The sequence below is a fragment of the Cellulophaga sp. 3_MG-2023 genome (assembly GCF_030546975.1).
In the GTDB taxonomy this organism is placed as follows: domain Bacteria; phylum Bacteroidota; class Bacteroidia; order Flavobacteriales; family Flavobacteriaceae; genus Cellulophaga.
The window spans coordinates 132,668-146,155 of record NZ_JAUOPS010000002.1 but is presented as its reverse complement, the minus strand read 5'-3'; the positions used below and the strand labels follow the sequence as shown (position 1 = coordinate 146,155).

The following is a 13,488-nucleotide window of genomic DNA, read 5'->3' as shown; positions in this document are numbered from 1 at the left end:
AAAGTGTAGTTACGATTATCGAAGGATAAGCCTTAATTCATAATCTCACTTTCAAAATAATAGAAAATGGCAAGATATACAGGACCTAAAACTAAAATCGCACGTAAATTCGGAGAAGCGATATTTGGAGAAGATAAGTCTTTTGAAAAAAAGAATTACCCTCCAGGACAACACGGTAACAATAGACGTCGTGGTAAAAAATCTGAATATGCTGTCCAGTTAATGGAAAAGCAAAAAGCTAAATATTCTTACGGAATTTTAGAAAAACAATTTAGAAACTTATTTGCTAAAGCAAACAGCAGTAAAGGTGTTACTGGTGAAGTTTTACTTCAATTATGTGAATCTCGTTTGGATAACGTTGTTTACAGAATGGGTGTTTCTAATTCAAGAAGAGGAGCAAGACAATTAGTTTCTCACCGTCACATTACAGTTAACGGTCAATTGGTAAACATACCATCTTATTCTTTAAAGCCAGGTGATGTTGTAGGTGTTAGAGAAAAGTCTAAATCATTATCTGCTATACAAGATGCATTGGCTGCTAACAGTCGAGTATACGAGTGGATTACTTGGAATTCTGAGAAAAACGAAGGTACTTATGTATCAATTCCAGAAAGAGTTCAGATTCCAGAGAATATCAAGGAACAACTAATCGTCGAGTTATACTCTAAATAAACAACCTAATTCAACTATGGCATTATTAAATTTTCAGAAGCCCGATAAAGTTATAATGATCGATTCTACAGATTTTGAAGGGAAATTTGAATTTCGTCCTTTAGAGCCTGGTTATGGATTGACTGTTGGAAACGCATTAAGAAGAGTATTGCTTTCTGCATTAGAAGGTTTTGCAATTACTTCTGTAAGAATGGATAAAGTAGAACATGAGTTCTCTGTTATTCCTGGTGTTGTTGAAGACGTTACAGAAATGATTCTAAACTTAAAACAAGTTCGTTTTAAGAGACAAATAGAAGATGTTGAAACTGAAACTGTTTCAATTTCTGTAAGTGGTAAAAATCAGTTAACTGCGGGTGATTTTCAGAAATTTATTTCTGGGTACCAAGTATTAAATCCTGATTTAGTAATTTGTAATATGGATGCTAAAGTTAGCATTAATATGGAAATTGTTATTGAGAAAGGAAGAGGATACGTACCAGCAGAAGAGAATAAAAAGCCTGGTGCTGCTATAGGAACTATTCCAATAGATTCTATCTTTACGCCAATTAAAAACGTAAAGTATAGTATTGAGAACTATCGTGTTGAACAAAAAACTGATTATGAAAAATTAGTTTTTGAAATTAGTAGCGATGGATCAATAAATCCTAAAGATGCTTTAACTGAAGCTGCAAAGGTTTTAATTCATCACTTTATGTTATTCTCTGATGAGCGTATTACATTAGAAGCTGATGAAATAGCTCAGACTGAGACTTATGATGAGGAATCATTACATATGCGTCAGTTGCTTAAAACAAAATTAGTAGATATGGATCTTTCGGTTCGTGCACTAAATTGTTTAAAAGCAGCAGAAGTAGATACATTAGGAGACTTAGTTTCTTTCAACAAAAACGATCTTATGAAGTTTAGAAACTTCGGTAAAAAATCATTAACAGAATTAGAAGAATTAGTGATTAATAAAGGATTGAGTTTTGGAATGGACTTGTCAAAATATAAATTGGATAAAGATTAATTTTATTTCCACTAAGGAGATATATAAGATAATATAATGAGACACGGTAAAAAAGTTAATCATTTAGGAAGAAAAGCAGCGCATAGAAAAGCTATGTTAGCAAATATGGCTTGTTCTTTAATTGAGCACAAAAGAATTAACACTACTGTTGCTAAAGCTAAAGCTTTAAAACAATTTGTAGAGCCTTTAATTACTAAATCAAAGGCAGAAAACAACCAGTCTGTAGAGAAAGGTACTCACAACAGACGTATAGTGTTTAAAAACTTAAGAGATAAGTACGCAGTAACAACTTTATTTGGTGAGGTTTCTTCTAAAGTAGGAGATAGACCAGGTGGTTATACAAGAATTATTAAGCTTGGTAACAGGTTAGGTGATAATGCTGATATGGCTTTAATAGAGTTAGTAGACTTTAATGAAGTTTATAACGCTGGTAAACCAAAAGAGAAGAAGAAATCTAGAAGAGGTAGAAGCAAAAAGGCTGTAGCGCCTGTAGCAGAAACAAAATCAGATGATTCAGAAGAATAAAATAATGATTTTATTTTTTTAAATATTCAAAAGGGATAGACTTATAGTCTGTCCCTTTTTTTTATGTTAAATTTGTATAGTAGAAATATTAAGGATTAAATTTTTATAGGGTGAAATATCAAGCAAGAAAAAAAGCGCTAATATTATTAGCAGACGGTACAATTTTTCACGGTAAAGCTGTTGGTGATGCAGATGGTACAGCATTTGGTGAAGTTTGTTTTAATACTGGTATGACAGGGTATCAGGAAATTTTTACAGATCCATCTTATTTTGGGCAAATTATGGTTACTACCAATGCACATATTGGTAATTACGGTACCAATAAAGAAGAGGTAGAGTCTAATTCTGTTAAGATTTCTGGGCTGGTTTGTAAAAATTTTAGTTATGATTATTCTAGAGTAGATGCGGATGCTAGTTTACAAGAGTTTCTAAATAACAGTAACCTTTTTGCTATTTCTGATGTAGATACAAGAGCTTTGGTTAGCTATATTAGAGATAATGGTGCTATGAATGCGGTAATTTCTACAGATGTAGATAATATAGAGAGTTTAAAAGAGCAATTGGCAAATGTTCCTAGTATGGAAGGTTTAGAGTTATCCTCTAAAGTTTCTACTAAAGAACCTTATTTTTATGGAGATGAAAATGCAAAGTATAAAATTGCAGCCTTAGATATAGGAATTAAAAAAAATATATTGCGTAATCTAGCTAAAAGAGATGCTTATATAAAAGTGTTTCCTTACAACGCATCTTATAGTGAGTTAAGTTCTTTTAATCCTGATGGTTATTTTATTTCTAATGGGCCTGGTGATCCAGAACCTTTAACTGATGCTATACAAACAGCTAAGGATATCATTGCTAACAATAAAACTTTATTTGGTATTTGTTTAGGTCATCAAGTGATTGCTCTAGCAAACGGAGTTTCTACATATAAAATGCATAATGGACATAGAGGAATTAATCATCCGGTTATGAACATAACTACTGGTAAAGGTGAAATTACTTCTCAAAACCACGGTTTTGCTATTAATAGAGATGAAGCAGAGGCTAATACTGATTTAGAAATTACACACAAACACTTAAACGATAACACTGTTGCTGGTATAAGAATGAAGAATAAAAATGTTTTTTCTGTACAGTATCACCCAGAAGCAAGTCCAGGTCCTAACGATTCTAATTATTTGTTTGATAATTTTTTCGAATTAATTAAAAACAGTTAGAACTAAATAATACGATATCGTTTTCGTTTAAATTATAGTTAATTATTGGTATAGTTATGGCGTAAAACTCACGGGTAATGGTACACTTTTGTATCTTTACGAGAAGATTATATCAACCTAAAAAATAAAAAATTCTATGAGTATTATCATAAATGTGCATGCAAGGCAAATATTAGATTCAAGAGGTAACCCTACTGTAGAAGTAGACGTATATACAGAAAATGGTGTTTTAGGTAGAGCCGCAGTTCCTTCTGGTGCTTCTACGGGTGAACATGAAGCTGTTGAGTTAAGAGATGGTGGAGATATTTTTATGGGTAAAGGTGTTTTAAATGCCGTTGCAAATGTAAATACTACTATAGCTGAAGAAATTATTGGGATGTCTGTTTTTGAACAAAACCTAGTAGACCAAACAATGATAGATTTAGATGGTACGCCAAATAAATCTAAATTAGGTGCTAATGCAATTTTAGGTGTTTCTTTAGCGGTTGCTAAGGCTGCAGCTAATGAAATGGGAATGCCATTATACAGATACGTTGGTGGTGTAAGTGCAAATACGTTGCCTGTTCCTATGATGAATATTATTAACGGAGGTTCTCACTCAGATGCGCCAATAGCTTTTCAGGAATTCATGGTAATGCCTGTAAAAGCTAAAAACTTTACGCATGCTATGCAAATGGGAACTGAGATTTTTCACCACTTAAAAAAAGTATTACATGATAGAGGTTTAAGTACAGCTGTTGGTGATGAAGGTGGTTTTGCTCCAAATTTAGCAGGTGGTACAGAAGATGCTTTAGATACTATTGCAAAAGCTGTTTCTAATGCAGGTTATAAGTTGGGTGATGAAATTATGATTGCTTTAGATTGTGCTGCTGCAGAATTTTTTGTTGATGGTAAATATGATTACACAAAGTTTGAAGGCGATAAAGGTGTAATTAGATCATCTGAAGAGCAAGCACAGTATTTGGCAGATTTGTCTGCTAAATATCCTATTATTTCTATTGAAGATGGTATGGATGAGAATGATTGGGATGGCTGGAAATCTTTAACTGAAAAAGTTGGCGATAAAGTGCAATTAGTTGGTGATGATTTATTTGTTACAAACGTAGAGCGTTTATCTAAAGGGATTAAGAATAATATAGCAAATTCTATCTTAATTAAAGTAAATCAAATAGGTACGCTTACAGAGACTATAGCAGCTGTAACTATGGCTAAAAATGCAGGTTATACATCTGTAATGTCTCACCGTTCTGGAGAGACAGAAGATAATACAATTGCAGATTTAGCAGTTGCATTAAACACAGGGCAAATTAAAACAGGTTCTGCTTCTAGATCTGACCGTATGGCTAAATACAACCAATTATTGCGTATTGAAGAGGAATTAGGTACTGTTGCATACTACCCGCAAATGGATGCCTTTAAAATAAAATAAAAAAACTAGTTTTAGTTTATTGAGCCGCTCTGTATAAGAGCGGCTTTTTTGTGCTTAATTGTCAAATTAATATAATATATAGCAAATTCAATTCTCTTTTTATTGTAAACCTATTTTTAGGCTTATATTTTTAAAAGATTTAATGTTATTAAATGTATAAATAGTGCTAACTAATTGATAAACTAGTGTCTTTTTCTTAAATTTACAGTTCGATTAATAATATTAGTAAATTATACCAATGTCAGATAAAGTTACTTTAGAATTTAACGGGAATAAATATGATTTCCCAGTAGTAGAGGGCACAGAGAAAGAACAGGCCATAGATATAAAAACATTACGTTCTGCAACCGGTTTAACAACAATAGATCCAGGATATAAAAATACAGGCTCTTGTGAGAGTGCTATTACATTTTTAGATGGTGAAAAGGGTATTTTAAGATACCGTGGATATTCTATTGAAGAGTTAGCTGAAAAAGCAGACTTTTTAGAAGTAGCTTATTTATTAATTTTTGGAGAATTACCTAACGCAGAGCAGTTAGCTAAATTTCACTCAGATATAAAAAAGGAGTCTCACGTAGATGAGGAGATGAAAAAGATTTTAGATGGTTTTCCTAAGTCTGCACACCCAATGGGCGTGTTATCATCTTTAACAAGTGCTTTAATTGCATTTAACCCATCTTCTGTAAATGTTACTTCAGAAAATGATATGTACCACGCAATAGTAAGAATTTTAGCAAAATTCCCTGTTTTAGTTGCTTGGACATTAAGAAAGAAAAAAGGTCTTCCGTTAGATTACGGAGATGATTCTTTAGGTTACGTAGAAAACATTCATAAAATGATGTTTAAGAGACCTAGTGAAGAGTACAAGTCAAATAAAGTTGTTATAGATGCTTTAGATAAATTATTAATTTTACACGCAGATCATGAACAAAATTGTTCTACATCTACTGTAAGAATTGTTGGTTCTTCTCATGCAGGTTTATTTGCATCTTTATCTGCGGGTATTTCTGCTCTTTGGGGTCCATTACATGGTGGTGCAAACCAAGCAGTATTAGAAATGCTAGAAGCTATAGAAGCTGATGGTGGAGATACTAAAAAATATATGGCTAAAGCTAAGGATAAAAATGATCCTTTTAGATTAATGGGCTTTGGACATAGAGTATACAAAAACTTTGATCCTAGAGCTAAAATTATAAAAGTAGCTGCTGATGAAGTCTTAAATGATTTAGGTATTAACGATCCAATTTTAGATATCGCTAAAGGTTTAGAAAAAGAGGCTTTAGAAGATCCTTATTTTGTAGATCGTAAATTATATCCTAATGTAGATTTCTATTCAGGTATTATTTACAGAGCATTAGGTATACCTACTGAAATGTTTACAGTTATGTTTGCATTAGGAAGATTACCAGGTTGGATAGCTCAATGGAGAGAAATGAGATTAAATAACGAACCAATTGGTAGGCCAAGACAGGTTTACGTTGGTGAAAATTACAGATCTTTTGTAGAAGTAAACAAAAGATAAACTGTAATAACATACATTGTTTGTAAAAGCCTTTTTGATATTTCAAAAGGGCTTTTATTATTTTAGGGATTCTTATTTTTATTTAGAAAAATTCGTTTCATATTTGCATAAAAATTAGTTTATGCGTCAAATAAATGTGAAAAACGAAACTTCTAGGTTAAAAACAGTTGTTTTGGGAACCGCAGAGAGTTGTGGATCTACGCCCACAGCAGAAGAAGCTTATGATCCTAAATCTTTAGAGCATATTTTAGCGGGTACATATCCGGTAGAAAAAGATATGGTTACAGAGATGAATGCTTTTGAGGCTGTTCTTAAAAAATACAATGTAGAAGTATTAAGGCCAAAACTGCTAAAAGATTGTAATCAGATTTTTTCTAGAGATATAGCTTTTGTTATTGACGATGTTTTTTTTAGAGCAAATATTTTACCAGATAGGGAGGAAGAATATTTAGCAATACAATACATTGTAGATCAAATAAATCCTGATAAGGTTATAGAACTACCTGAAGAAGCACATATAGAAGGCGGTGATGTTATGCCTTGGAACGACCATATTTTTATTGGTACATATACCGCAGAAAATTACTCTCACCATATAACTGCCAGAACAAATAAATTAGCAGTAGATCATATAACAAAGCTTTTTCCTAATAAAACAGTAAAGTCTTTTGAGCTACGTAAATCTACCAATGCAAGAGAAAATGCACTGCATTTAGACTGTTGTTTTCAGCCAATTGGTAAAGGCAAAGCTATTCTTCATAAAAACGGTTTTTTAGTAGAAGAAGAATACCAGTGGTTGGTAGACTTTTTTGGTAAAGAAAATGTGTTTGAAATTACAAGTGATGAAATGTACAATATGTTTAGTAACATTTTTTCAATCTCTGAAGAGGTTATTGTATCAGAAAAAAACTTTACAAGATTAAATGATTGGTTAAGAGCACAAGGTTTTACGGTAGAAGAGGTGCCATACTCAGAAATTTCTAAACAAGAAGGTTTGTTACGTTGTAGCACATTACCATTATTAAGAGAATAATATATTTATAATATTACTATGCAGGTTACTAATACAATTTTAATGATAAGACCGGTTGGTTTTCGTAAAAACGAACAAACAGCTGTAAACAATTATTTTCAAGAAGACCTTGACATTAAAAATGCAGAAATAAACAAAAAAGCTCAGGCAGAGTTTGATGCTTTTGTTACACAATTACGTTTTAAAGGAGTAGATGTGGTTGTTGTAGATGATACTAAAGAACCAGATACACCAGATTCTATTTTTCCTAATAACTGGGTTTCTTTTCATAAAAATGGTACTGTAGGTTTATACCCTATGTATGCAGAGAATAGAAGAAATGAACGTAGAGAAGATATTTTAGACATATTAGAGGAAAAAGGTTTTAGTATAGACCATACTATAGATTATACTAGTGCAGAAGATGAAGAGCTTTATTTAGAAGGTACAGGTAGTATTTTATTGGATAGAGTAAATAAAAAAGCGTACTGCGCACTATCTGTAAGAGCAGATGAAGATTTATTTATAGAATTCTGTGAAGATTTTGAGTATACTCCAGTTATATTTACTGCAAACCAATCTGTAGAAGGTAAGCGTTTACCTATATACCATACCAATGTTATGATGTGCTTGGCAGAAGATTTTTCTGTAATTTGTTTAGATACTATAGACGATAAAAAAGAGCGTAAAAATGTAGTTAAGCATTTAAAAGAAGATGGTAAAGAAGTTATAGCTATTACAGAAAAGCAAATGCATTCTTTTGCAGGTAATATGCTTCAGGTAATGGGAGCTGAAGGTAAACGTTACCTGGTAATGAGTTCTGCAGCATACCATAGTTTAACAGAAAAGCAAATTGAAGCAATAGAAAAAACATCAGAAATTATACATAGTTCTTTAGAAACTATAGAAACTTGTGGTGGTGGTAGTGCAAGATGTATGATGGCAGAAGTATTTTTACCAAAAACAAACTAAAATCTATCTTATAGAAAAAGATAAAAGCCGTAATTTTACAGGCTTAAATACAATTTATAATGAATATCCAAGAAGTGTTAACGCAAAAGGTAAAAGATGCGGTTTTATCTATTTATAAAATAGAGCTGCCAACAGTAGAATTTCAGCCAACAAGAAAAGATTTTGAAGGTGATATAACTGTAGTTGTTTTTCCTATTCTACGCTTTGTAAAAGGTAATCCTGCACAAATTGGAGAACAAATAGGATTGTATTTAAAAGAAAATGTAGAAGAAGTAGAAAACTTTAATGTAGTTAAAGGTTTTTTAAACATTGTAATTAGTGATGCCTTTTATGTAAACTTTTTCAATAGTATTAAAGACACAGAAAACTATGGTTTTGTAGCAGAAACGGCAGATGCTGTTATGGTAGAATATTCTTCTCCCAATACTAATAAACCATTGCATTTAGGGCATATTAGAAATAACTTATTAGGTTATTCTGTTGCAGAAATTTTAAAAGCATCTGGTAAAAAAGTATACAAAACCCAGATTATTAACGATCGTGGTATACATATTTGTAAAAGTATGTTGGCTTGGAAACTTTTTGGTAACGGTGAAACTCCAGAAAGTACTGGTCTTAAAGGTGATAAGTTAGTAGGTAATTACTATGTTAAGTTTGATAAAGAGTATAAAGTACAAATAGCAGATTTAGTTGCTGCTGGTACAGATGCAAAAGAAGCAGAAAAGCAAGCGCCACTTTTATTAGAGGCACAAGAAATGCTACGTAAGTGGGAAGCTGGTGATGAAGAAGTGGTTTCACTTTGGAAAATGATGAACCAATGGGTTTATAGTGGTTTTGAGGTTACTTATAAAAATTTAGGAGTAGATTTTGACTCATATTACTATGAGAGTAATACCTACCTTTTAGGTAAAGATATTGTAGATGAAGGTCTAGAAAAAGGTGTTTTCTACAGAAAAGAAGATGGTAGTGTTTGGATAGATTTGTCTGACGAAGGTTTAGATGAAAAAATTGTATTACGTGCAGATGGTACAGCAGTTTATATGACGCAAGATATTGGTACTGCAATACAGCGTACTAAAGATCATCCAGATGTAAATGGTATGGTTTATACTGTTGGTAACGAGCAAGATTACCACTTTAATGTATTGTTTTTAATACTTAAAAAATTAGGCTTTTCTTGGGCAGAACAATTGTATCATTTAAGTTATGGTATGGTAGATTTACCTAGCGGAAAAATGAAAAGTAGAGAAGGAACTGTTGTAGATGCTGATGATTTAATGAAAGATATGACAGCTACAGCAGCTAGCATTTCTGAAGAATTAGGAAAGTTAGACGGTTACACAGATACTGAAAAAGAAGAGCTTTACAGGGTAATTGGTTTAGGGGCTTTAAAATACTATATACTAAAAGTAGATCCTAAAAAACGCATTTTGTTTAATCCTGAAGAATCTGTAGAATTCCAAGGTAATACAGGACCCTTTATACAGTACACCTATGCAAGAATACAGTCTATTTTAAGAAAGTCTGATTTTGATTATACGGCAATTGTAAAGGCTGGTGACTTGCATGAAAAAGAAAAGGAGTTATTAAAGCAAATGCAAATGTTCCCTTCTGTTGTTCAAAATGCAGCACAGAGTTTTAGTCCTGCTTTAATAGCAAATTACACCTATGACTTGGTTAAAGAGTTTAATTCTTTTTACCAAAATGTACCAATTTTACCAGAAGAAGACTTACAAAAGAAAATATTTAGAGTGCAGTTGTCTAAAAAAGTAGGTGAGATTATTAAATCTGCATTTGCCTTGTTGGGTATAGAGGTGCCTAACCGTATGTAATTATAAAGATATTAAATGAATGATGATTTAGGAGTTAGTATTTTTGGTATTGTTGCTTTAGCGTGTGTTTTTGGATATTTTATTTATATTTTATATTACATAGCAGATTTATACTTTTTTACACCTTCTAAAAAGAATATTAAACTATCTGCTGCAGATGAGCATTTAATAGTAAAGTATTTACCAGCATATTCTTTATTATCTCCAAAACAAAAACAAAAGTTTAGAAATAGAGTATCTAGGTTTAGAGCAAATAAAACATTTATTTTCTCAGAAAAGAGCTCTAAAGATGAAGAAATTAAGCTGCTATTGTCTGCAACGGCAGCTTTTTTAATGCTTGGCTTTAAGGATTACAGAATAGCAACTATTCATAAAATACTTATTTATCCTTCAGCTTATTTTTCTACAATAACAAAACAAAATCATTTAGGAGAATATAACCCGCAATTAAAAACATTGGTTTTTTCTGCAGAACATGTACTAAGTGGTTTTGAAGACGCTACAGATAATTTAAACTTAGGAGTGCATGAGTTTGCGCATGCGTTAGCTTTTCATTTTAAAAAAGACTTAAAATATACTGCTGTTAAGTTTAGAAAAGGAATGGCTAAAATGGAAAAGCTTTTAAATGATAAGGCTTTTTTAGAACGTGTAGAAAGAACAAAATACTTTAGACCGTACGCAACAACAAATATTCATGAGTTTTTTGCGGTAACATTAGAGAATTATGTAGAAACTCCATCGGATTTTGTAGCTACTTTTCCGGAGCTGTATAATATAATAACTCGTATGTTAAATTTTGAAGAGTTTAGCTTTCACCATAAACTTTAAAAGCTAATTCTAAAACTAGCATTTGGTGTTATTCCTAAGGATACGCTTTCTACAGTTTCTATTTCATCATCATTAGTAACTCTGTAATATCTATTTAAAATATTCTCTTTGTTTAAAATATTTAAGATTGATGCGCCAAAAGTGGCCTTACATGTACTACCAATTTTAAAGTTATATAGTGCAGAGATATCTGCTCTAACATAATTGGGTAGCCTACTACTGTTTGGTTCTTTGTAATTTATTTTTGCAGGAAAGCTTAATATGTTTAAAGCGTTTTCACCTTCTTCTGGTTCTGTATAAGGCTTTCCAGAGTTGTAATTTAAGCCTATACCAAGTTTAAAATCTTTGTAGTTGTATGTGCCAGCAAAAGTAACAGTGTGTCTAATATCTAGATTGTTAGGAAATGTTGTTGGACTAATGTCATTATAAGTGTAATTATTTAAATTATAGGTATAGCTTAACCAAGTACTATAATTTGTGGTTTTTTTATTAATTAAAAACTCAATGCCTTTAATGTTGTATTTTCCTATTTCGCCATTAAACTGGTCTTGGTTTTGGAAACCTTGTGTTAGTGTACTTATACCTTCTACATTTTTGTAAAAAGCTTCAATACCAATGTAGATGCTATTTTTGTCGTAATTAAGTCCAACAGATAACTGTTTGCTAGTAGTTATTGGCAACTCGTCCTCATCAGCTAAAATCCATCTTCTTTTTTCTATTCCTAAAAAGTTTTGTTCTAAATCTATAATTTGGTTAGTAGACTGGCTTTTGTACTCTCCTAATATTGATGCGTTTAAATTTTTGGCAATGTTGTAGTTTACATTTAAACGTGGTTCTAAAATCCATCTTTTAAAGGTGTTTAAATTTTCTATGTAATTTAATCTTGCACCTGCTTTAGCTTTTAGTTTGGTTGTGTTGTAATTTATCTCGCTAAAAATAGCATTTGTTCTAATAACGCCTTTAATGTTTTTTCTATAAGGTGGTTGTGATACGTTGGTTAGGTTTAAGATACCGGTTTCTATAAGTTGGTAGCCACTTAAAACATTAATGTTATTATTTAACTTGTAGTTTATGTTTAGTTTTAAACCACTTTCTAATACTTTGTTGTTTTGTTGTAGTTCTTGTTTGTTAGAAACTGCTAACGTATTTAAATTGTAATATGTGCGGTACGCATTAACTTTTGTACTTAGCTTGTTGTTCCAAGTACTTTCCATACTACCTCCAAAAGAAGTGTTTTTTTGATCTAAACTACTATTACTATTTTCCTCGTTAGTACTTGTTTCTGCATATTTTAATGCGTTGTTCATTTGTATAAAACTAAAACGCAATTTGTGATTTTTATTTAAGTTATACATTGCTTTAGCGGTAATGTCATAAAAATAAAAATCTTCTTTTCTGGTTATTTCAGTGTCTTTTGTATCGTTTTCTATATCGCTATCCTGAAAAGTTTTATCAAAATATCTGTTGTATGTAGGGGAGTTTAAAAAATCTGTTACAGATCTTCTTGCAGAAAATTGAAAAGCTCCTTTGTTTGTGATAGGTACTTGTGCATAAATATCTGCGCTTATCATATTAAAACCTGTGCCAAAAAAAGAATCGTCTATGTTATTATTAGTTCGCATATCTATAACGCTACTAATACCATCGCCATATTGCGGACTTGTTCCGTTTTTAGTTATAGTAACACTATTAGTTAAATATGGATTAAAAGCAGATATTAAACCAAAAAAATGTCCAGATTGGTACATTTTGATATCTTCCCATAAAACAAGATTTTGGTCGTTTGTACCACCACGTACATTAATGTCAGAGACTGTTTCGTTACTACTTTTTATACCAGGTAATGCTTGTACTGTTTGCAACACGTCTGGCTCTATAAGTCCTGGTAATATGCCAAAATTATTTGTTTTTAAAACAATACTCTCATCTAAAGATTTGTTTAATCCTGTAGTTAAAAATTTAGAAAGTATTATCTCTTTTAATTCTACATAATGTTCACGTAGTAAAAAAGTTTTAACAGGTTTGTTTTTATTTAATTCCAATGCATTAAAATGCATAGTCTTATAGCCAATAAAACGCACTTTTATTATAGCGTCTTGTGGTACATTATTTAATAAAAAATACCCAGTAGAGTCTGTAACTGTTGCAAGTTTATTATCTAACACTTCAATTGTAGCGCCATTTACAGTGTTTTGCTCGTAATTATCTAAAAATTTACCGTGTATACTAATGGTGTTGTCTTTAGATAATGCATAGTACCGTTTATTTAACTTAGTTAAGGTTAAAGATGTTTTCTCTGCTACAAAATTTAGAATGCTTTCTAAATTATTTGTTGTAGCAGGTGTAATAGTTATAGTGTCTGTATCTTTATTTGCAAAAGATATTCTAATATTAAATTGCTCCTCTATTTGATGCAAATACTTAGTTAAAGGTAAGGTGTTATTAGTTTTTTGCGCATTAGTTATAAAAC

General features: G+C 31.5%; 11 protein-coding genes. 10 read left to right on the top strand and 1 reads right to left on the bottom strand.

Going from position 1 to position 13,488, the window contains the following annotated elements:
• The first annotated feature begins 66 nt into the window (after positions 1-66).
• From rpsD to Q4487_RS05480, 10 genes are all read left to right on the top strand, one after another.
• The gene (gene rpsD, locus Q4487_RS05525; protein WP_100896716.1) at positions 67-672 is read left to right on the top strand and encodes a 30S ribosomal protein S4; all 606 of its coding nucleotides are present in this window, start codon (positions 67-69) and stop codon (positions 670-672) included.
• 16 nt (positions 673-688) lie between these two features.
• A complete protein-coding gene (locus Q4487_RS05520) occupies positions 689-1,681 on the top strand; it encodes a DNA-directed RNA polymerase subunit alpha (RefSeq protein WP_072303176.1) in 993 nt (330 codons plus the stop codon).
• Between the two features lie 36 nt (positions 1,682-1,717).
• Positions 1,718-2,206: a 50S ribosomal protein L17 gene (gene rplQ / locus Q4487_RS05515; RefSeq protein WP_100896715.1), complete on the top strand. Its 489-nt coding sequence runs from the start codon at positions 1,718-1,720 to the stop codon at positions 2,204-2,206.
• Positions 2,207-2,316: 110 nt separating this feature from the next.
• Positions 2,317-3,423 carry a glutamine-hydrolyzing carbamoyl-phosphate synthase small subunit gene (gene carA / locus Q4487_RS05510; protein WP_303541003.1) on the top strand — a complete coding sequence of 369 codons (1,107 nt, stop codon included), beginning with the start codon at positions 2,317-2,319 and terminating at the stop codon, positions 3,421-3,423.
• Positions 3,424-3,559: 136 nt separating this feature from the next.
• Positions 3,560-4,852 carry a phosphopyruvate hydratase gene (gene eno / locus Q4487_RS05505; RefSeq protein WP_100896713.1) on the top strand — a complete coding sequence of 431 codons (1,293 nt, stop codon included), beginning with the start codon at positions 3,560-3,562 and terminating at the stop codon, positions 4,850-4,852.
• Positions 4,853-5,090: 238 nt separating this feature from the next.
• Positions 5,091-6,374, top strand: coding sequence for a citrate synthase (locus Q4487_RS05500; RefSeq protein WP_303541006.1), 1,284 nt, complete (start codon positions 5,091-5,093; stop codon positions 6,372-6,374).
• A 121-nt stretch (positions 6,375-6,495) separates the two neighbouring features.
• Positions 6,496-7,407: a dimethylarginine dimethylaminohydrolase family protein gene (locus tag Q4487_RS05495; RefSeq protein WP_100896711.1), complete on the top strand. Its 912-nt coding sequence runs from the start codon at positions 6,496-6,498 to the stop codon at positions 7,405-7,407.
• Positions 7,408-7,425: 18 nt separating this feature from the next.
• Positions 7,426-8,358, top strand: coding sequence for a citrulline utilization hydrolase CtlX (gene ctlX, locus Q4487_RS05490; RefSeq protein ID WP_303541010.1), 933 nt, complete (start codon positions 7,426-7,428; stop codon positions 8,356-8,358).
• A 59-nt stretch (positions 8,359-8,417) separates the two neighbouring features.
• On the top strand, positions 8,418-10,190 hold the full coding sequence (argS, locus tag Q4487_RS05485) for an arginine--tRNA ligase (RefSeq protein WP_303541012.1): 1,773 nt from the start codon (positions 8,418-8,420) through the stop codon (positions 10,188-10,190).
• Between the two features lie 15 nt (positions 10,191-10,205).
• Positions 10,206-11,018 carry a zinc-dependent peptidase gene (locus Q4487_RS05480; protein ID WP_303541014.1) on the top strand — a complete coding sequence of 271 codons (813 nt, stop codon included), beginning with the start codon at positions 10,206-10,208 and terminating at the stop codon, positions 11,016-11,018.
• Here Q4487_RS05480 and Q4487_RS05475 read toward each other — a convergent pair.
• Entirely contained in the window at positions 11,015-13,435 is a 2,421-nt protein-coding gene (locus Q4487_RS05475) for a TonB-dependent receptor (protein WP_303541016.1), read from the bottom strand. The genes Q4487_RS05480 and Q4487_RS05475 overlap by 4 nt on opposite strands.
• Positions 13,436-13,488: the final 53 nt, after the last annotated feature.